Source organism: Croceicoccus mobilis (assembly GCF_001661965.1).
GTDB lineage: Bacteria > Pseudomonadota > Alphaproteobacteria > Sphingomonadales > Sphingomonadaceae > Croceicoccus > Croceicoccus mobilis.
The window spans coordinates 9750-30848 of record NZ_LYWZ01000023.1 but is presented as its reverse complement, the minus strand read 5'-3'; the positions used below and the strand labels follow the sequence as shown (position 1 = coordinate 30848).

The window sequence follows — 21099 nt, the reverse complement described above, 5'->3', positions numbered from 1 at the left end:
TGCCTGCCTAACCGGCGGTCGTGTTGCGGTCTATTGCCAAGAACACGACGCTGCGGTGCAAAAAAGTGAGCGCCCCTCTGCAGGCGTGGTGAAAACCTCTGGTCCCGAAAGCTTTTCCGGTCTGGATGGCTCTTTGCGTGGCCGTTGCTCTATGCAGCACTCGCGAAAGGACCGTTTATGCAGATTGAAGACGCGCGGGGGCTGACCGCGCTTGATGGTATCGCGCAGGGTGAAGCCGTGCGTAAGGGCGATGTTTCGAGCGCGGAACTGGTCGCCGCATCGCGCGCGGTGATCGCGGCCGACGATGGCGAGATCAACGCGGTGACATGGCTGGCCGACAACGCCCCGCCGCCTGCGAGCGATGCTGGCCCGCTGGCAGGCGTGCCATGGCTGTTGAAGGCATCGCTCGAATATCCCGGCTGGCCTTTCACCAGCTGCTCGCGCGCGAAGGCGAATGTGCTGGGCGACACCATGTGGCCCTTTGCCAAGGCGGTGATCGAGGCAGGGCTGGTCCCCATGGGCTTTACCGGCATGCCCGAATTCGGCCTGCTGACGACGGGTGAGCCGCTGGCGACGGGCGCGGTCAACAACCCGCGCGCGCCGGGGCGCTCGGCGGGTGGGTCGTCCAGCGGATCGGCGGCGGCGGTTGCGGCGGGTTTTGTCCCCTTTGCCCATGCGTCCGATGCGGCGGGTTCGATCCGTATCCCGGCGGCCAATTGCGGCGTGATCGGGCTGAAGCCTTCGCGGGGCGGGAATCTGCGGGCCCGTGCGCCGCATCTGATCGACGACCTGCTGTGCTCCGACATGCTGATCGCGCGGACCATGCGCGACATCGCGGCCAGCTATGATCTTGTCGCCACGACGCGCTGTTCGCCTGCGGCAACGCCGGTGCGCGGCCTGCGCGTCGGATTGGCGCTTGATGGGCTGGATGGGCGCGCAGCCGATCCGGTGGTCGCCGACCGCTTGCGCGCCGTGGCGCGGGAACTGGAACATGCCGGCGCCATCGTCGAGCCGGTGGCGATGCCCTGCCATGGCGAGGCCGTGGTGCGGGCATTCCAGGCGATCTGGATGCACGAAGGGGCGGAACTGGCAGGGTTCGTCGCTGCCGCCAATCCCGGCGTGCCGCTGGACCAGCTGATCGAGCCGTGGACCATTGGCCTTGCCGAGGCGTGCCGGAACATCGACACTGCCGCCACGGCCAATGCCTATCGGCAAGTCGCCTTGTCGGAACTGGCGGCGGTCTCGTTCTTCTCGCGCTATGACCTGCTGCTCTCACCGGTTTCGCCAGAGCCGCCGATCGAGCTGGGCCGCCATGCGCCGGATCGTAATTTCGACGAGCTGTGGGAGGATTTCTGGCCCTTCGTCAATTACACCCCGCATGCGAATATCGCGGGGCTGCCATCGATTACCCTGCCGTTCTGGGGCGGATGCGAGGATGGCCCGATCGGCGTCATGCTGACGACGGCGGCAGGTACGGATCGCGAGCTGATCGCCATCGCGCAGGAACTGGAAGGTCGCGCGGTCGGCTGATTGGCTCCGCATAGGTCTTTTGGCCCCTTGATTTGCGCGGGCGTGTGGGGCCATTGGGCCCAATGCCTCGCCCGCGCAGCCTTGCCCTGTCACGCCGCATTTCCAGCGACCGCTCCGCGCCGCTCTACATGCAGCTTGTCCATGCGCTGATCCACGAGATCGAGCGCGGGCGCCTGCCGCCCGGCGCGCCCCTTCCGTCAAGTCGCGATCTGGCAAGCGAGCTGAGCCTCAACCGCAAGACCGTGGTGACGGCCTATGAAGAGCTGGTGGCGCAGGGTTGGCTGGAGGCCGACGGCAGGCGCGGGACCAGCGTCGCAACCAATTTGCCCGACCGGCAGAAGCCCGTTGCCAGCGTCAATGAGCCGCGCCAGCGCAAGCCGGTCTACCGCTTCAATCCCGCGCCCGAAAGGTCGATCGCGGTGCCGACCGGATCGCGCATCAAGCTGGACGAAGGGAGCCCCGACGGCACGCTTTTCCCGACCGAGATCCTCGCCCGCTTTTATCGCCGCGCGGCCATGAGTGCGGCGCGGGGGCGCAGGCTGGGCTATCGCGATCCGCGTGGCAGCGAGGCGCTGCGCGAACAGATCGCGGCCATGCTGCGTGAAGAGCGGGGGCTGGTGCTGGGGCCGCAGAATATCTGCGTCACGAGGGGCAGCCAGGCGGGGATCGCGCTCGCGGCGAGATTGCTGGCGCGTCCGGGCGCTGTCGCATTGGCCGAGGCGCTGACCTATGAACCCGCGGTCGCGGCGCTGCGTGCCACGGGGCAGCAGGTGATGCCCGTGCGGATGGACGAGGACGGCATCGTGGTCGAAGATGTCGAGCGCCTGTGCCGCACCCGGCAGGTCAGCGCCCTGTTCCTGACCCCGCATCACCAGTTTCCGACGACCGTGTCGCTTTCGCCGCAGCGACGGCTGCGCCTGATCGAGGTGGCGCGCCAGTTCGGCTTTGCCATTATCGAGGACGATTACGACCACGAATATCATTTCGGGCTGCAGCCATTGCTGCCAATGGCCAGTTATGCGCCCGATGTGGTGGTCTATGTCGGATCGCTGTCAAAGCTGCTGCTGCCGGCCCTGCGCGTCGGCTATATCGTCGCGCCCGAACCGGTGATCGAGGCGCTGGCCCATCAGACATCGATCACCGATGGCATGGGCAGCACGCTGACCGAAGATACGGTCGCGCTATTGCTAGAGGATGGCGAGGTCCGCCGCCATGCGCGCAAGGCGGCGCGCATCTATGGCGAGAGGCGCGATGCTTTCGCGCAGGCGGTGCATCGCTCGCTTGGCGATTACGCCGACGCGCGCCTGCCCAGCGGGGGCCTTGCCATGTGGCTCAATTTCCATGACCGGCAGGCGCTGGACCGGATCGAGCATGGGGCGCTGGCGCAGGGCATCAGCTTTGCCATGTCGGAAAGCTATCGACTCGCACATGACTCGCCGCATGGATTGAGGCTGGGCTTTGCCAGCCATCCCGAAAGTGAAACCGTGGCGGCGATCGAAGTGCTTGGACAGCTGGCACGCGGCTGAAACCTGCCGGATTGGCGCAGATTGCGCCAAAAAGCGTGGCCCGCCCGCCACAGGCTTTAAGTCCCATTTATGGACCCCTGAAAATTTCGGATCTGGCACTTTTCGCGGGGCCATTCGCATAGGAAACTCGCCGCCATGGAGTTTCCCCCGGGCCGAACCGAAGATCTCGCCGAGCTGATACGTGCATATCCGCTCGCCTGGTTGATCACATGCGGTTCGGCCGGTTTCGATGCGACGCCTCTCCCCCTGGTCGCCGAAACCGACGAAGCGGGCGAGGTGACCTCGTTGGTCGGACATTGCAGCCGACGCAACGCCCAGGTTGCGGCACTGCGCGAGCACCCCCGGGCTTACGCGCTGTTCATGGGGCCGCAGGGATACATCTCGCCCGCTTTCGTCTCGAAACCCGGCTGGTTGCCGACATGGAATTTCGCCGTCGCCATCTTGGAGCTGGATATCAGCTTCGAGGAGGAGGAGACGCCCGCGCTGGTGAACCGGCTGGTCGATGCGGCGGAAGAGAGAAGGGCCGACCCGTGGAAGCTCGATCTCGATGCTGAAAGGGTTGACTTGCTAATGGCTCGCATTATCGGGTTTCGCGGTAAGGTCATCGGCAAGACCGTGCGCATGAAGCTGGGGCAGGAGGAAGACCTGCCTACCGTCAGGGATATTATCGCGGCGCTGGAGACGGGGCCGCTGCCTGAATGGATGGAACGGCTCAATGCGGATCGGTTGCAGCCGGGCGGCTGACAAGCGGCCTAATCTTCGGGTCGCACCGAAATTCAACGCCGGCCGCATGGGATCGCGGCCAAAGGTAAGGGGTAACGTCATGAGGAATTCCACTTTCGCCCGTTTCGCAGGCGTTTCGGCGCTGGCCGCCGCAGCCGGCCTGCTGGCGCAGCCCGCCTTCGCGCAGGATGCGGACAAGGAAGGCGATATCATCGTCACCGCGACCAAGCGGCCCGTGACACTGGACGACGTGCCGATCTCGGCCACTGCGATCAGCGGTGAGGAGCTGAAGGAAACCGGCGCACAGAGCCTGTCCGATTACATCACCCGCGTGCCGGGCGTGACCTTCAACGACTATCAGCCCGGCGTGTCCGAAGTCGTCATTCGCGGCATCGCGGCGACCACCTATCACGAGCAGGGGCAGACCACGGTCGGCTATTACCTCAACGAAGTGCCGCTGGTGGAGCCGGGCTTCCCCATCGGCATTCCCGATGTCGACACCTTCGATCTTGAGCGCGTGGAAGTGCTGCGCGGTCCGCAGGGCACGCTGTTCGGTTCCTCCACGCTGGGCGGTCTGGTCAATTATGTCGTCAAGACGGCGGACCCGACCAAGGTGGACGCAGCGGCGCAGGGGCTGATCGGTACGACCAAGAACGCGAGCGGCGAACTGAACTATGCCGCCAAGGCGATGGTCAACCTGCCAATCGTGGAAGACAAGTTCGCTGCGCGCCTCGTCGCCTATCAGCGTTTCGATGCGGGCTATCTCGACAATCCCGGCACCGGCGTGACCGGATCGAACGACTTCACCACGCGCGGCCTGCGCGGATCGCTGGTCTTTACTCCGACGGACGAGACGACGATTACCTATATCTCGGTCTGGCAGGACACCGATCTGGAGGACCAGACCTATCTCGACACCTCCAACCCCTATATCCGCGACACCGCGCGGGCCGAGCCGCAGGAGACGCGCTTCTTCCTGAACTCGGTGCGGCTCGATCAGGAACTGGCCGATGTCGGCACGCTGACTGTGATGGGTTCGGTCGTCGACAAGACCAACGCCACCGTATTTTCCTATCCCTATTGGTATGTCACCGGCGTGACCACGGGCGAGGGCACCGCCTATGGCACCGGCGATGCCGACGCCAATATCCGCACGGTCGAGGCGCGGCTGGCATCGGAAACGGGCCCCGTCTTCAACTGGCTTGTCGGCATCAGCCACATGACCAGCGACAAGACCAGCTATGACCAGATCTTCCAGCTGGGCGCAGAGGCTTACATCGACGCCAATCCCGACAGCTTCGGCGGCTATGCGGGCAGCCTGCTCACGCCGAACGACAGGCTCTATGGCTATCTGTCACAGCTGCACAACGAAGACACCGGCATTTTCGGCGAGATCTCGATCAAGATCATTCCCGAGATCGAGCTGATCCTCGGCGGTCGTTATTTCTGGAACAGCTATGCGGGCGACGTGCTCAATCAGGCAGGCGCGCTGGGCGGTTACGAAGGCGGCTACAGCCCGGTCGACCGCGCCGGCTCGGTGAAGGAATCGGAAGACGGCTTCACGCCGAAGGTCTCCGTCGCCTTCCGCCCGAACGAGGATGTGATGGCCTTTGCGACCTATTCCGAAGGTTACCGCGTCGGCGGCATCAACCCCAATGCGGGCCTGCTCGATACGATCCAGACCGCTTATGACAGTGACAGCGTCGACAATTACGAAGTCGGCGTGAAATTCCATGCGCTGGACAACCGTCTCTATATAGACGCCACTGCCTTCTGGGAGGAATGGCACGATATTCAGGCCCGGCTGTTCGGTCCGGCTCCCTCCTATTACTCCTATGTCTCAAACGCGGGCGGCGCGCGGGTGAAGGGTATCGAGTTCGCAGCGACCGCCGATCTTGCGACATTCGCCCAGTTCTCGACCAACTTCACCTATCAGGATGCGGAGCTGACCAAGTTCCTGCCCGACACCTTTGCAGTGGGCGGCGGGTATGAAGCCGGATCCACCCTGCCGGGTTCGTCGAAATGGTCGGTCAACAACCGGCTGCGCTTCGAATTCGCCGACATGGCCTATGCGCCCAGCTTCGAGATCGCGCATCGCTATCTGTCGAAGGCACCTGTGGCTTTCGGCAATGACAATACGCGCGGCGGGTTCAATATCTTCGATCTTCGTGCCAGCGTGGCCGTGACGGAGAATGTGAACGTGCTCGCCTTTGCCAATAATGTGTTCGACGAATACGGCATTTTGAACGCCCCCTTCACCAGCGCGCTGGTGCCGCAAGGTTCGATCGTGCGTCCGCGCACCGTGGGGCTCAGGGTCGACTGGAGCCTGTGATGAGAAGCGCCGCCGTAAATCTTGCGGCGGCGCTCGCCCTGTCCGCATCTGCGGGGCATTCGGTGGCCGCGCATGCAGCGGGATCGCAGGATGGCGCCCGACTGCGATACGAGGCGAGCGAGGCGACATGGTCGCATCTCGATCTTTCGCCCGATGGGCGCAGCATCTTCTTCGACGTGCTGGGCGATATTTATCGCATGCCATCAGGTGGCGGTGACGCGGTTCCGGTGCTGACGGGCGATGCATGGGAACGCGATCCCGTGCTCTCGCCCGATGGTGAGTGGCTGGCCTTTATCTCCGACCGCTCGGGCATCACGAACCTTTGGGTCTCCCGCCCCGATGGCAGCGACGCGCGCATGCTGTCGGATGACACGTCACTGGTACTGGAAACATCGCCCGCATGGGCAGCAGATGGCAGCGCGGTCTATGTCAGCCGCGCGGTGCATTCGGTGCTGGCGTTCGAATTATGGCGCTTCCCCATCTCCGGAGGGAAGGGCGAATTGCTGGTCAAGGCGCAGCCCAATGGCGACGAGGGCTGGGACGAGCGCATCAATGCGCTTGGCGCGGCGCCCACGCCCGATGGCAAGTCGGTCTATTACGCGACGAAACGCGGCCATACCTGGACCGTGGACGATCCGCCGAACTGGTCGATTGCGCGGCTGGATCTGGCCACCGGCCATGTCGAGACGATCGTGCCGGGCGGCATGCGCCCGGTGCTTTCGCCCGATGGCAAGCGGCTTGCCTATGCGGCGCGGTTCGGGGCCGAAACGGGCCTGCGCCTGCGTGACCTGACGACGGGCGATGATCGTTGGATCGCCTTCCCTGTGGACCGCGACGGGCAGGAGGGGGCGTATTACTACGACCTCTTGCCGCGATATGAATTCACGCCCGATGGTACCGGGATCGTGCTGGCGAAAGGCGGCAAATTCCACCTGCTCGACATTGCGAGCGGGTCGATGACCGCCATCCCCTTTCGTGCTCCGGTCGATCTCGCGCTGAAGCCCAATGCCCGCGTCGTGCAGCATGTATCGAGCGGCCCCGTCGTCACCCATATCGCCGAAGGGGCCGTGCCTTCGGCCGATGGAACCCGCATTGCATTCACCGCGCTGGGCTCGCTCTATGTGAAAAGCGCGCGCGGCAAGGATGCGCCGCGCCGGTTGTTCACCGGCGATGCCTTTGACCCGGCGTGGAGCGTGGATGGCAGGACCCTGTTCTTCACCCGCTGGACCGCTGCCGAGGGCGGGCAGATCATGGCGCTACCGTCCTCAGGCGGTGAAGTGCGGGCGGTGACGAAACGTGGTGCCTATTGGCCCGAGCTGATTGCCAGCCGCGATGGCGCTGCCGTGCTGGCGCTGAAGGTCAATAATTACGACCGCATGCACGCCCCGACCGAGATCGTGCCGGGCTATGCCACCGATATCGTCCGCATCCCGCTGGATGGCGGTGAACCGCAAGTCATCGCCCACAGCACCGGCCTTACCAATCTGCAGCAGACAGCCGATGGCCGCATCTGGGTGCAGACCCCCGCCGCTCTGGCCGAGGTGACGGCGGGCGGGATCAGCCCCCGCGTCGCCGTGCTGGCGCGCCCGGTCGGGCAATATGTGCCGGGCAGCGCGCCGGTGACCGATATTCTGGTGTCTCCCGATGCGCGGCATTTGCTGGCCCGCGCCGCATCCGAACTGCACCTGCTGCCGATGCCTGAACCGGCAGAGGACATGGCCACGCTCGACCTGCAGAAAGCCCCTGCAGGGCACCAGCGCGTGACCCGCATCGGGGCCGACCGCGCGATGTGGACCGGCGATGGCCAGCGCCTGTTCTGGACTGTTGGCGCGGACTGGCTCTCGATCGACACGGCCACCGCGCTGACCGCCGCCGACCCTGAAGCCGAAGCCAAAGGCGGGTCGCTGGCCGTGACCGTGCCGCGCGCCATGCCCGCGCATCCGCAATTGCTGCGCGGCGCGACAGTGCTCACCATGGACGGCGGCAAGGTCGTCGAAAACGCCGATGTGCTGATCAAGGGGGACCGCATCGCCGCAATCGGCAGGCGCGGTTCGCTAGCGGTGCCGATAGACGCGCAAAGCCATGACCTGACAGGCAAGTTCATCATGCCCGGCCTCATCGACACGCACGCCCATTTCTTCGGCCTGCGCCGGGGGCAGCACGATGCGGCGCACTGGGCCTTTGCCGCGAACCTTGCCTATGGGGTGACGTCGTCGCTTGAGGTGCAGGCGTTCACGCCCGACATTTTCACCTATGGCGATCTGGCCGATAGCGGCATGATGGCAGGGCCGCGCCTGTTTTCGACCGGGCCGGGCGTGTTCGTGAATTCCAATATCGACAGCCTGCAGGCCGCGCGCGACGTGCTGACCCGTTATCGCGATCATTATCGCACCCGCAACCTCAAGGCCTATATGGTCGGCGACCGGGCACGGCGGCAATATGTGGCGCAGGCGTCGCGCGAACTCGGCATGATGCCCACGACCGAGGGCGCGGCGGATTTCGTGCTGGAATTGACCCACGCGGTCGACGGCTTTGCCGGGAACGAACATAATCTGCCGATCACGCCGATCCACGACGATGTGATCAATCTCTTCACCGCCAGCAATATCGCCTACACGCCGACCTTCACCGTGCTTTATGGCGGCGGCACGGCTTTGGTCGACAGCATCGTCAATCGCGAAGATCCCGCGGATGCAAAGCTGCGCCACTTCACGCCGCCCCATGTGTTCGAGGGCGACCGCCACGACATCCACTGGATGGCCGCCGATTTGCAGAGCTTTCCGAAATTTGCCGCCGATGCGATGCGTATCCGCCGCGCAGGCGGTCTTGTCGGCGCGGGCAGCCATGGGGAAGTGCAGGGGCTCGGCCTCCACTGGGAAATGGAAAGCTTCGTCATGGGCGGGGCCACGCCCGAAGAGGCGCTGGAGATCGCGACGCGTGACAATGCCGTCATAATCGGCAGGCCCGACGATCTGGGCACGATCACGCCGGGCAAGCTGGCCGACCTGCTGGTATTGGATGCCGACCCGCGTCAGGACATCCGCAACGCGCGCGCCATCGACATGGTGATGCGCGGCGGATTGCTGTTCGATGGCGACACGCTGGCCCCCATCGGCCGCCCCGGCGATGCGCCGCCCCGCTGGTGGCTGAGCGACATACCCGACACAGGAGACGGCCAATGAAGCCCGCCACCCTGCGCAAATGGAGCGTGGTCCATACATGGAGCAGCATTGCCTGCACGCTCTTCATGTTCATCCTGTGCGCGACCGGCCTGCCGCTGATCTTCCATGACGAGATCGAGGCGCTGGAAGGCGGCCATGAGGTCGAGAAATGGGACGCATCGACGCTGGTCGATTACGACACGGCGGTAGAGGCGGCTTTGGCCAAGCATCCGGGCAATGTGCCGCTGTACCTGTCCTTCGACGTGGATCGTCCGGTGGTGAATATAACCAGCGGGCCAACGGCGGATGCCGCGGAATCGCAGATGGCGTTCAACCCCATCGACCTGCGCGATGCAAAGCCTGCCAGCGGGGGCGAGGAGGGCGGTTTCATGGATCTCCTGCTCCAGATCCATACCGACCTGCTGCTGGGCGATCCGGGGATGTATTTCCTGGGGTTCATGGGTTTCCTGTTTGCCCTCGCCCTGGTGTCGGGGGTCGTGCTCTATTCGCCCTTTGCCAAAAAGGCAGGCTTTGCGGGCGTGCGTAAGGAGAAAGCCGCGCGTATTCGCTGGCTCGACTGGCACAATATGATCGGCGGGGTGACACTGGCATGGGCGCTGGTCGTCGGGCTGACGGGCACGATCAACACGCTTTCGGAACCGATTACCGCATGGTGGCGCGCCGATGCGCTCGCCACGCTGACAAAGGATGGCGGGGAGACGGTTGCGCCCTATCGTACCGGCATGGCGGGCAGGGCCGTCGCCAACGCGATGGAGGCAGCGCCCGGCATGCGGCCGCAATTCGTCGCCTTCCCCGGTGCCGCCTTTTCCAGCCGCGATCATTACGCCGTGTTCCTGCAGGGCGCGACACCGCTGACCGAAAAGCTGCTGACCCCGGTGATGATCGATGCCCAGACCGGCGAAGTCGATGGGATTGGGCCCATGCCATGGTACATGAAAGGGCTGCTGCTGGCCCAGCCGCTGCACTTTGGCGATTACGGCGGGCTGATCATGAAGATCCTCTGGGCGCTGCTCGACATCGTGACGATGGTGGTGCTGGGCAGCGGGCTTTACCTGTTTTCCAGGCGGCTGGCGAAACCGGCGCGCACCCGCGCTGTCACGCGGCTTCAATCGGCAGGCGCGGCATGACGATGAACCGCCCGCTCGCCCCCATTGCGATCATCGCCATCATCGCCCTTGTCGGCCTGTTCGCGGGCCTGACGGGGGAGACGTGGGAGGACGGTTTCGCCAATCTCGCGCTTGCCCTTTGCCTGCTGCCGATCGGTTGGGCGCTGGTTCGCAAACGGCGTTAGCGCGCCACCGGGCAGGGTAGCCCCGCGAAAATCCCGCTCGTGTTGAAGAGATGGTCGAGCAAGCCTTCACGCCCCTTGTCGCGGACAACGGCGGTCAGCTCTTCGCCATGCGGGTCATTGACCAGTGTGCCATCTTCCAGATGCGCGATCCATGCCTCGAAGGCCGCGGTGATGGAGGGGCAGGCATTGCCCGCTTCCTGCTGCGCCTTGACCGTTTCGAGCCAACGCTGCGGGATTTTCTGCGATCCGTCCATGGCGATCTGGGCCAGACGGTGCTGGATCGAGGGTTCGGCAAATCGGTCGATCAGGCTGGCGGCGTATGCAGGCAGGTCCTGTTCCGGCGCGGCATCGATGGTGGGGGCGGCTTCCTTAAGCATGAGGTCCGTTGCCAACGCCTTCAGTTCGGCATCGGCCACGGCTTCATGCACATAGGTAAGGCCCCGCGCGAGGCCGCAATAGGCCAGCATTGAATGCGCTCCGTTAAGCATGCGCAGCTTCGCGGTTTCATAAGGCGCGACCTCTGCCACCAGCTGCGCGCCGTGGTTTTCCCACCTTGGGCGCGGACCGGCGAAACGGTCCTCGATCACCCATTGGCTGAAGCTTTCGGTCAACACCGCGCCTTCGTCGCGCATGCCCAGCTTTTTTTCGAGCATGATGCGGTCTTCGTCGGTGGTGGCGGGCACGATGCGGTCGATCATCGTTTCGGGGCAGGCGCAATTAGCGTCGAACCAGTCGATCAGCGCCGGTGCCTTCGCCTCAAGCCAGTCATGCATCAGCCGCGCGAGCGCCTGGCCGTTGCCCGACAGATTGTCGCAACTCATCAGCGTCAAGCCGGAGAGGCCCTGCGCTTGCCGCTGCTCCAGCGCTGCGGTGAGCAGCGGGTAGAAGCTCTTGGCTGCAAGCATGAGGTCGAGCGACCCGTCGGCGGCACGGGCATAGCCCTTTTCAGTCACTGTGAAGCTGACGATATGGCAATCGGGAGAGGCGATGCGCGCGATGACTGCATCCGGCGTATCGGGGGCGACCAGCACTTCGCGCACCGCACCGATGATGCTGGTATCGGCCCTGCCGCCACCGCGCTCGGTCAAGGAATAGAGGCCGCCCTGCGGATTGAGCTGTTCGGCCACGCTGGCCGAGCGCATGGAGACACCGCAAATGGCCCAGCCGCTTTCGCCTGCATTCATGGCGAGATCGGTATACCACGCCTGATGCGCGCGGTGGAACGCGCCGATCCCGAAATGAACGATGCCGATCGGCTGCGCATCGCGGTCATAGCCGGGTGTCGCAATGCCAACAGGCAGGCCGGTCAGCGTGGTTGGCGAGAGCCTCACAGGCGATACGCCTTCTTGACGAGATTATAGGCAAGGTCCTGCGCCAGTTCGGCTGCTTCCCAATCCTCGATCCTGTGTTCGGCGACCAGCTGGGCGAGGAAACCGCAATCGATGCGCCGCGACACGTCATGGCGCGCGGGGATCGAGAGGAAGGCGCGGGTATCGTCGTTGAAGCCGACGGTGTTGTAGAAGCCGGCCGTTTCGGTCGTGTTGTGGCGGAAGCGGCGCATGCCCTCGGGGCTGTCGTGGAACCACCAGGACGGGCCCAGCTTCAGCACCGGATAATGGCCAGCCAGCGGCGCGAGTTCGCGGGCATAGACGCTTTCATCCAGCGTGAAGAGGATGATCGAAAGGTCCTTCTCATTCCCGAACCGGTCGAGCAGGGGCTTTAGCGCATGCACGTAATCGGTGCGCGTCGGGATGTCGGCGCCCTTGTCGCGTCCGAAATTCTCGAACAGCCAGCCGTTATGGTTGCGGAAAGAGCCTGGGTGGATCTGCATGACCAGACCGTCCGACAAGCTCATCGCCGCCATCTCGGTCAGCATCTGGCCGCGGAACAGCTCGGCGTCGGCGGCGCTGGCATTGCCGTCCTTCACCCGGTCGAACAGGGCGGCGGCTTCGCTGGCCGTCAGGTTCGCGGTGGTGGCGGTGGGGTGGCCGTGATCGGTGCTGGTCGCGCCGAACGATTTGAAGAATTCGCGGCGCTGACTATGGGCGTTTAGATAGCCTTCCCACGTCATCGTGTCCTCGCCCGTGATTTCGCCGAACGTCTTCAGGTTTGCGGCAAAACCCTCGAACTCCGGATCGACCACGGGGTCTGGGCGATAGGCGGTGACGACGCGGCCGTTCCAGCCCGATTCGCGGATGGCGGCGTGATGCTCCAGCGTGTCCAATGGGCTTTCGGTCGTGGCGATCGCCTCGATATTATATCTCTCGAACAGGGCGCGGGGACGGAACGCATCGGTGGCCAGCTTTTCGGTGATGGTGTCGTAATACAGGTCCGCGGTTTCGCCTGACAGCTGCACGTCCATGCCGAACGCCTCTGCGAACACCCAATCCAGCCACATGCGCGATGGCGTGCCGCGGAACAGATAATAGTTTTCAGCCAGGATGCGCCATGCCACGCGCGGATTTGCCTCATGCCCCGAAATTCCAAGGTCTTCCAATCGCACACCCTGCGAATAGAGCATGCGGAACAGGTAATGGTCGGGGACCAGCAGCAGTTCGGTCGCATTGCCGAAGCTTTCGTTCTTGGCAAACCAGCTTGGGTCGGTGTGGCCATGCGGGCTGACGATGGGCAGGTTCGCAACCGAGCCATAGAGATCGCGCGCGATGGCGCGAACCGCAGGATCTGCGGGCAGCAGGCGATCGGGATGGAGGTTGAGGGGGCGGGTCATGAGGCTCTCTCTTTCGGGCCGGGTCGGAATGGCTGCGGGAATGGAGCAGCATTGTCGCGCGGCGCCTGTTATGGTAACCGGTGTCATTGACGCTAATGCACCGGCTTGGCCCCGATTTCAATGGGCAATGCTGGCAAGAACCCAAGAGATGACGAAGATGAATGCTGAACTGGCTGAGGATGCCCGCCCGGCGGCAATGATCTGCCATGCCGACGATACGGTCATGGTGGCGCTGCGCGATATTGCAGCGGGCGAATCGGTGCCATCGCCCGATGGAACGCTGACGACCAATGCTGCCATCCCTTCGGGTCACAAGATCGCTCTGGCGGCCCATGCGAAGGGCGAGCCGGTGATCCGCTATGGTGAACAGATCGGCATCGCCAGCGCGGCGATCACGCGCGGCGATCATGTCCATTCGCATAATCTGAAGACCGCGCTTTCCGGCGAAGTCAGCTATGGCGACTTCGCTGGACCGCAGCCGGCAAGCGGCGCGAAGACACTGGGCAACTGGCAGGGCTATCTGCGCGAGGATGGCCGCTACGGCACAAGAAACGAGATCTGGCTGATCCCCACTGTTGGCTGCGTCGCGCCAATGGCTGAAATGCTCGCGCGCGAAGCGGAGTTGCGCCATGCCGATGCTATCGCGTCGGGCGGACTGGATGCGATCATCGGTTTCGGCCATCCGCATGGCTGTTCGCAGCTGGGCGATGACCTTTCGGGCACGCAGGCCGCGCTGGCTGCACTGTGCGACAACCCCAATGCGGGCGGCGTGGTGCTGATCGGCCTTGGGTGTGAGAGCAACCAGCTCGATACGCTGATCGAGCATATCCCCGAGCGCAGCCGCGCCAAGCTGCGCGTGATGCGCGCACAGGATCCGGGTGACGAATATGACCGCGCCAATGCACTGATCGACGAACTGGTCGAGCAGTTGCGCGGCATGGAGCGCAGCGAAGCCCCGGCATCGGCGCTGGCGGTGGGCCTGAAATGCGGTGGATCGGACGCGCTTTCGGGCGTAACGGCGAACCCACTGCTGGGCCGTTTTTCCGATCGCGTTGCGGCAAGCGACGGGCGGCTGGTGCTGACCGAAATTCCAGAGATCTTTGGCGCTGAAAAGGCGCTGTTCGCGCGCAGCGTTTCGGCCGAGGTCCATAAGGAGGCAAGCGCGCTCCTCAACCGCTTCAAACGCTATTTCCTAGACCAGGGGCAGCCGGTTTCGGAAAATCCGTCACCCGGCAATATCGCGGGCGGGATCACCACGCTGGAGGAGAAGTCGCTGGGCGCGGTGCAAAAAGGCGGTAAGGCACCCTTGGTCGATGTCATCGATTATGGCGGCGTGGCCGATGCGAGCGGCCTCACCCTGCTGGAAGCGCCGGGCAATGATGCGGTGTCCTCCACCGCATTGGCGGCAGCGGGGGCGACGATGATCCTGTTCACGACCGGACGCGGCACGCCGCTGGGCTTCCCCGTGCCGACAGTAAAGGTCGCATCCAATTCGCGCCTTGCCTCGGCCAAATCGGGCTGGATCGATTTCGACGCGGGCCGCCTGCTGTCTGAAGAGACGGGGGTGGTGGACGATGATTTCGCCGCGGCGCTGCTTGCAATCGCAAGCGGGAAAAAGACCGCCAGTGAAAAAATGGGCCAGCGCGTGATCTCGATCTGGAAGCGCGGCGTGACTTTGTAATTCCGGTTCTGGCTGCCGTTTGCATTTGCACGGCAGGGACCCGCATGGTCATAAGCCGATGTGCGAAATCATGCGAGGATAGCGGAATGAAGATCGGATTTGCTCTTGCTGGAATATGCGCGGCCATGGGAACGCTTGCTGGCTGCCCCGCCTTTGCGCAAACGGCAGAGACTGCGGCTCCGGAAACGGCCGAACCGGCGTTTGTCCCGTCAGATTTCGACGTACCTGTTCTGGTGGAGGCCGATGGCTTCAAGCTGGTGCCGCTGAGTCCCGACCTCGTGCAGGTCGATTACGACGCGTACATGTCCTCGATCGAACATCTGCAGAAGACATTCTCCCGCAGCACCGGCTGGCCGCGCGAGGATATTTCCGACGAAGACGCGATGCGCGACATGGAAAACGAAGCGGCCCGTTTCGCGGCTCGCAAGTCCTTTGCCTATGGCGTTCTGACCCCCGATGGCAGCCGTGAGCGCGGCAGCGTTTATGTCCGCCCCAGCAAGGTCGAAGGCTATGACGCGGTCGTCATGCACTGGGTGACCAAGGCGGAATATGACGCAGGCTTCGATGCCGAGCTTTATGACTGGGTCAAAGGCTGGGTGGCTGCGGAATGGCCGTTCCAGAACGTCGCCTATCCCGGTCGCGGCATCAGCTGGAAAGACTGGGACGCGATGACGGCTGACGAGAAGTAAGGGGCATCAGTTCCAGATCTGGAGCAGTCCCAGCGACAGCCACGGGATATAGGTGATGAGCACGAGCGCAAGGATCAGCGTGCCGTAGAACGGGCCGATGGTCTTAACGAGGGTCGTCACCGGTATCTTGCCCACGGCGGAACCGACGAACAGCACCGAACCCACTGGCGGGGTGACAAGGCCGATGCCAAGGTTCAGCATCATGATTACGCCGAAATGCACCGGGTCCACGCCCATGCCCATGGCGACCGGCAGGAAGATCGGCGTGGTGATCACGATCAGCGGCGCCATGTCCATGAAGGTGCCCAGCATCAAAAGCATGATGTTGATGATGAGAAGGGTAAGGATCGGATTATCGGTAATGACTGCGATCAGCCCAGCCAGTGCGGCAGGCACTTCCAGCAGGGCGAGTGCGAAGCCGAAGGCGGTGGCGGCAGCGATGATGAACAGAACCATCGCTGCGGTGCGCACGGACTTGCCCGCCGCATCCCAGAAAGCCGCCCAGCCAAGGCTGCGATAGACGAACACGCCGATGACGATCGTATAGATTACCGCGATCGCCGAACTTTCGGTCGCGGTGAAATAGCCTGACAATATGCCGCCCATGATGATGACAGCAGTCAGCAGCCCCGGAATGGCGTAGATCGCGGCGACGAGGAATTTTTTCCAGCCGGGGAATTCGCCTTTGGGCAGGCCGCGCTTTTTCGCGACGAGCCATGCCGTCGTCATCAGCATCAGCCCGGTCAGCATGCCCGGCACGATGCCCGCCACGAACAGGTCGCCGATGGACACGCCGATGCCCGACGCCGCGGAATAGATGATCATGTTGTGCGATGGCGGAATCAGCAGGCCGACAATGGCCGCCGTCACCGTGACGTTCACCGCGTAATCGCCGGGATAACCCTTGTCGCGCATCAGCGGGACCATGGTCGAGCCGATGGCCGAGGCGCTGGCGATGGCCGACCCCGATACCGCGCCGAACATCATGGATGCGCCGACATCGACAAGGCCCAGCCCGCCGCGCACCCGGCCAAAGGCGGCATCGGCGACCTTTACCAGTCGCTCGGCAATACCGGCGCGGTACATCAGGTCACCGGCAAAGATGAAGAAGGGGATGGCCATCAGGGTAAAGACGCTGATCCCTGCCGCCATGCGCTGAACGGCGACGACAAGCGGAATGTCCACCACCGCAAATGTGGCCAGCGCCGCGCCGAACAGGGCGAAGGCCACTGGTACGCCGATCGCGAGCAGCAGAAACAGGACACCGAAGAGCACGAGGAGTTCCATCAGTCGGGGCTCCCCGTCAGGCTTTCGGTTTCGAGACCGTGATTGGCGCGCGCCTTGACCATGTTTTCGATGGCAAAGACGGTCATGAGAAAGCCGCTGATCGGCAGCGGCGCATAGGCGACCCAGCGCTTCAGACCCAGCGAGGGGATGACGTGATCGCGCACCGCCCACAGCAGGTCCGCGCCATAGAACGCGATGACAAGGCCGAAGACGGCGACCAGCGCGTTGATGACGCGGTGCACCATCGCTACCCCGCCCGAACCCAGCAGATCGTCAAGCAGCGCGATGCGGATATGGAACCCTTCGCGCACGCCGGCCGCTGCGGCGAACAGCACATACCAGATCATCAGCAGCATCGCGGTCTGCTCCGTCCACGATGGGCTGGCATCGAGGATGAAGCGGCCGAATACCTGCCATCCGACCACTGCGGTCATCACGACCAGGCCAATTGCGGCCAAGCGGGCAAGGATGTCACTAAACGTCTCGATCCATCTTGCGGCGCTCATAATGTCTCTCCCAGCTTGACGATGCGCTGGGCAATGTCGCGCTGCTGCGGCGTGACGAGGAATTCGTCCCACACGGGTTTCATCATTTCGGCGAAGGGGGTGGTGTCGACCTCATTGGCCTCCACCCCCGAGGCGAGGATCGTTTCGCGGCTCGATGCCACGCGTGCGTCCCAAAGCTTGCGCATGTGGGGCACGCTGTCGCGCGCGGCCTGCCGCACCATCTGCTGATCGGCGGCAGAGAGCTTGTCCCAGCTGACCTTGCTCATCAGCAGGACTTCGGGCGTGAGGAGGTGGTTGGTCAGGCTGATGAAGCGAGCGACTTCGTAATGGCGGGCGCTTTCGAAACTCGGCCAGTTGTTCTCCGCCCCGTCGATCACGCCCTGCGCCAGCGACTGGTAAACCTCGTCGAACGGCATGGGCACGGCATTTGCGCCGAGGGCGTTGACCATCGCCAGGTAGAGGTCCGAAGAGGGGACGCGTAGCTTCAGCCCCTTCATGTCATCGGGCGTGAAAATGGGGCCGCGCGTGTTATAGAAATTGCGCGCGCCGGAATCATAGAAGCACAGGCCGATAAGATCGTGTTGCGTGAAGCTTTCCAGGATTTCCTCGCCGATGTCGCCATCCAGCGCGGCGCGCATGTGATCGACCGACTTGAAGATGAAGGGGAGCGATGGCGGGATCGTCATCGGCTCCACCGAGTTCAGCGGCGCCAGGTTGGTGCGGTTGAAATCGAGCCCGCCAAAGGTCGTGATCTCCAGCGTATCACGCTCATTCCCCAGCTGCGCACCGGGATAGACATGAATACCGAGGCGCCCGCCGCTGCGCTGTTCCAGCAGGCGGCCCATATATTCCACCGCCTGTACGGTGGGATAATCGCCGGGATGCGTGTCGGCGCTGGTAAACAGGCCTGACAGGCGCGGCTGACAGCCTGCAAGGCCAAGCCCCGTGCCGGCGGCCAGCATTGCGATCAGGGATCGGCGCGATAGGGAAAATTCTGAGGTCATGCCTTGTCCGGATCGAATGCGCGGAAGGTGAAATCGCGAAACTGCGCCGTACCGGCGCGCGCGGAATAAAGTCCGGGGCGCAGCATCAGGAAGCCGCCCCGCACATTGTGGTGATAGCCTGACACTTCCATCCCCCTGTCGAACCGCAGCCATGTCTTGCCATTGTCGCCGCTGGTGTCGAAGGTGACGATATTGCGGTCATTCGTCACGCGCATTTTCATCCGGCGGCCATGCGGATTGGCTGGGCGGGCGCGTTCGATGCCATATTGGTGGGTGACAAATCGGTCCTCGTCGAAACCGAGCCCTGCATAAAGCTTGTCGTCATAGAACAGGATCAGCCCGGCGCGGCCGCCGGCCGGAATCTCGATGTCGCATTCGAACACGTAACTGCGGTCGCCCGCGGTGATCAGCAGCGGCGAGCCGGAGGAGGGCGCATCGCCCCTGGCGCGGAAATGGAGCACACCATCACGCACCGAAACGCGGGTCCCTTCATCGGCGGTCGGTTTAAAAAAGGCCCATTTGGAGCCCAGCGCCAGCGGCGCGGAAAAATCGTCGGATAGCGCCATGCCATGCGGCAGCGCTTCTCCGCTTGTCGGCTTGGCGATGGGCTGCGACAGATCGCCGCCCGTCATTTCGAACCAGCCATCGGGGCGGAAACGCACCGGGTCCATCAGGCACTGGCGGCCCAGCGTCCAGAAATCATTCTCGTATCCGTGATAGAGCGACCACCAGCTGCCGTCTGGCGCTTCGACCAGAGAGGCGTGCCCGCGCGACCACCAGGCCTCGTCACGGCTGGTCGTCCGCACAAGGGGATTGCCGGGATGGTCTTCCCATGGCCCGTGCAGCGATTTTGACCGGGCGGCGATGACCATGTGGCCGGTCGGCGGTCCGGCAGTGCCGCCAACGGCGGTCAGCATGTAGTACCAATCACCGATATGGTGGATTTTCGGCCCTTCCGGGGCGAACCCCTCGACGATCCAGTCGGAGGGGTAGCGCCACGGGTCATAGACATGCTCGACCTTTCCGGCGAGGGAGAGATTGTCGTCCGACAGCCGCACCCGGTCTCCGCCCGACAGGAAAAGCCAGCGCGAGCCGTCTTCGGCGACGGCGTGGCAGGGATCGATATGATTGGGCAGGCCCAGCGGGATAGGATCGCTCCAAGGTCCGGCGATGTCATCGGCCCAAGCGACGAAAATGTCGTTCTGCGGCTTAGCCTTTACCGGGATGTAGAGCAGGTACTTGCCCCGGTCTTTGTGCAGGCTGGGCGCCCATACAGAGCCGATGTTCCGGTGCAGCGCCGGCTTTAGCGGCTGCCAGTTCACCAGATCGCGCGAATGCCAGATCAACAGGCCGGGATAGGCGTCGAAGGTCGAAAAGGTGACGTAATAATCGTCACCATCTTTCAGGATCGCGGGGTCGGGCCGGTCGCCAGAGATCAGCGGATTGAGGAAGCTGCCATTGCCCAGATCGGCGATGCGCTTGCCCTCTGCGTCGCGGCGCCAGTTCGTCGCGCGCGGGGCGGGCGCGGGGGCTGGCGCCGCAATGGCGGGCACGCCCGATGCCAGCCCGGCCAGCGAAGCCGCGCCGACTGCGCGAAAGAGATCCCTGCGACCCGTTGCCATTACGCAAAACCGATCGTCTGCGCCCATGCGCGCCATAGTTCGGGCCAATGTTCGACCGGCTTGCCGATCGCTTTCCTGAGGCCAAAGCCATGGCCGCCGTTCTGGAAAAGATGTGTCTCGACCCGCGCGCCCTTCGCTTTCACTGCGGCGCGCAGCAGCAACGTGTTTTCCACCGGCACGACATCGTCATCCTCGGCATGGAGGAGGAAATGCGGGGGCGGATTATCGGGCACATTCCTGTCCGGTGAATGCGCCGCCTCCATCGCCTTTGTCGGATTGTCGCCCAGCAGCAGGTCGCGTGAACCGGGATGCGCGATCCCCGGCGTCATCGAAATCACGGGATAGATCGGTGCTGCGAAAAACGGCCTTGCCGATAGCATGTCTGCATCGTCGACCGGATCATAGATTTTTGCATCGAAACGCGCGCCAAGGTCTGCGCACAGGTGGCCACCGGCTGAAAAACCCATCATCCCTACGCGTTCGGGATCGATGGCATAGTCGCGGTAACGGCTGCGGATCACGCGCATCGCCCGCTGTGCATCCTGAAGGGGAACATTGGCCCTGTCCGCCCAGCCGTCATAGGGCAGGCGATAGAACAGGACGAAACAGGTGAAGCCGCGCGCCGTGGCCCAGCGCGCGATTTCATAACCCTCCTTGTCGACGACCACGTGCTTGTAGCCGCCTCCAGGGGAGAGGAGGAGGGCTGCCCCGTTGGGACGATCGGGGCGAAAGACAACCAGGCGCGGGACCGAAATGCCCAGCACCGCACGATCGGTGACGAGGCGGTCTTCCGACCGTTCCGTCACCATCTCCTGCGGGAGGGATGCCGGGCTTCCGGGCGCGTCATCGGGCCACAGGTCTATGGTTTCAGAAGGCTGCGGGAGGCCCGGAGAGGTTGGGCCTCCCGCACTCGGCGGTGCTGTTTGCGCCTCACCGCGAGTAGTCAGCAAGGTGGAGAGGGCGAGACCTGCCAGAACAGAGCGGCGCGTGCCTTTCAT

At 63.8% G+C, this 21099-nt stretch carries 16 protein-coding genes; 9 read left to right on the top strand and 7 right to left on the bottom strand.

Annotated elements, in window-relative coordinates:
* Positions 1-177 precede the first annotated feature (177 nt).
* From A9D13_RS12215 to A9D13_RS20545, 7 genes are all read left to right on the top strand, one after another.
* A complete protein-coding gene (locus A9D13_RS12215; RefSeq protein WP_156522043.1) occupies positions 178-1530 on the top strand; it encodes an amidase in 1353 nt (450 codons plus the stop codon).
* A 62-nt stretch (positions 1531-1592) separates the two neighbouring features.
* Positions 1593-3056 carry a MocR-like pyridoxine biosynthesis transcription factor PdxR gene (gene pdxR, locus A9D13_RS12210; protein WP_066774165.1) on the top strand — a complete coding sequence of 488 codons (1464 nt, stop codon included), beginning with the start codon at positions 1593-1595 and terminating at the stop codon, positions 3054-3056.
* Between the two features lie 135 nt (positions 3057-3191).
* The gene (locus tag A9D13_RS12205) at positions 3192-3800 is read left to right on the top strand and encodes an FMN-binding negative transcriptional regulator (protein WP_066774160.1); all 609 of its coding nucleotides are present in this window, start codon (positions 3192-3194) and stop codon (positions 3798-3800) included.
* A 79-nt stretch (positions 3801-3879) separates the two neighbouring features.
* The gene (locus tag A9D13_RS12200; RefSeq protein WP_066774157.1) at positions 3880-6111 is read left to right on the top strand and encodes a TonB-dependent receptor; all 2232 of its coding nucleotides are present in this window, start codon (positions 3880-3882) and stop codon (positions 6109-6111) included.
* The gene (locus A9D13_RS12195; protein WP_066774156.1) at positions 6111-9293 is read left to right on the top strand and encodes an amidohydrolase family protein; all 3183 of its coding nucleotides are present in this window, start codon (positions 6111-6113) and stop codon (positions 9291-9293) included. The genes A9D13_RS12200 and A9D13_RS12195 overlap by 1 nt, the downstream gene beginning before the upstream one ends.
* A complete protein-coding gene (locus tag A9D13_RS12190; protein WP_066774154.1) occupies positions 9290-10420 on the top strand; it encodes a PepSY-associated TM helix domain-containing protein in 1131 nt (376 codons plus the stop codon). Before A9D13_RS12195 ends, A9D13_RS12190 begins: the two co-directional genes overlap by 4 nt.
* Positions 10417-10584, top strand: a complete 168-nt coding sequence (locus A9D13_RS20545; RefSeq protein WP_156522042.1) for a hypothetical protein — start codon at positions 10417-10419, stop codon at positions 10582-10584. The genes A9D13_RS12190 and A9D13_RS20545 overlap by 4 nt, the downstream gene beginning before the upstream one ends.
* Here A9D13_RS20545 and A9D13_RS12185 read toward each other — a convergent pair.
* Together A9D13_RS12185 and uxaC are read right to left on the bottom strand one after the other, a co-directional pair.
* The gene (locus tag A9D13_RS12185; protein WP_066774152.1) at positions 10581-11915 is read right to left on the bottom strand and encodes a mannitol dehydrogenase family protein; all 1335 of its coding nucleotides are present in this window, start codon (positions 11913-11915) and stop codon (positions 10581-10583) included. The two genes, A9D13_RS20545 and A9D13_RS12185, sit on opposite strands and share 4 nt — an antisense overlap.
* Complete coding sequence (gene uxaC / locus A9D13_RS12180; RefSeq protein WP_066774150.1) at positions 11912-13312, bottom strand: glucuronate isomerase; 1401 nt, start codon at positions 13310-13312, stop codon at positions 11912-11914. The genes A9D13_RS12185 and uxaC overlap by 4 nt, the downstream gene beginning before the upstream one ends.
* 148 nt (positions 13313-13460) lie before the next feature.
* Here uxaC and A9D13_RS12175 point away from each other — a divergent pair, with 148 nt between their 5' ends.
* Both A9D13_RS12175 and A9D13_RS12170 read left to right on the top strand, forming a co-directional pair.
* Positions 13461-14993 (top strand): UxaA family hydrolase, encoded by a 1533-nt coding sequence (locus A9D13_RS12175; protein ID WP_308420389.1) that lies wholly within the window; start codon positions 13461-13463, stop codon positions 14991-14993.
* Between the two features lie 86 nt (positions 14994-15079).
* On the top strand, positions 15080-15682 hold the full coding sequence (locus tag A9D13_RS12170; protein WP_066774148.1) for a twin-arginine translocation pathway signal protein: 603 nt from the start codon (positions 15080-15082) through the stop codon (positions 15680-15682).
* Between the two features lie 6 nt (positions 15683-15688).
* On the opposite strand, the gene A9D13_RS12165 is transcribed toward A9D13_RS12170, so the two are convergent.
* The 5 genes from A9D13_RS12165 to A9D13_RS12145 are packed head-to-tail and all read right to left on the bottom strand — an operon-like array spanning position 15689 to position 21099.
* Positions 15689-16969, bottom strand: a complete 1281-nt coding sequence (locus A9D13_RS12165) for a TRAP transporter large permease (protein WP_066774146.1) — start codon at positions 16967-16969, stop codon at positions 15689-15691.
* On the bottom strand, positions 16969-17475 hold the full coding sequence (locus tag A9D13_RS12160; RefSeq protein ID WP_066774144.1) for a TRAP transporter small permease: 507 nt from the start codon (positions 17473-17475) through the stop codon (positions 16969-16971). The genes A9D13_RS12165 and A9D13_RS12160 overlap by 1 nt, the downstream gene beginning before the upstream one ends.
* Positions 17472-18479, bottom strand: coding sequence for a TRAP transporter substrate-binding protein (locus A9D13_RS12155; RefSeq protein ID WP_229665423.1), 1008 nt, complete (start codon positions 18477-18479; stop codon positions 17472-17474). Before A9D13_RS12155 ends, A9D13_RS12160 begins: the two co-directional genes overlap by 4 nt.
* Positions 18476-20101, bottom strand: coding sequence for a family 43 glycosylhydrolase (locus tag A9D13_RS12150; protein WP_066774616.1), 1626 nt, complete (start codon positions 20099-20101; stop codon positions 18476-18478). The genes A9D13_RS12155 and A9D13_RS12150 overlap by 4 nt, the downstream gene beginning before the upstream one ends.
* Positions 20101-21099, bottom strand: coding sequence for an alpha/beta hydrolase (locus A9D13_RS12145; RefSeq protein WP_066774142.1), 999 nt, complete (start codon positions 21097-21099; stop codon positions 20101-20103). The genes A9D13_RS12150 and A9D13_RS12145 overlap by 1 nt, the downstream gene beginning before the upstream one ends.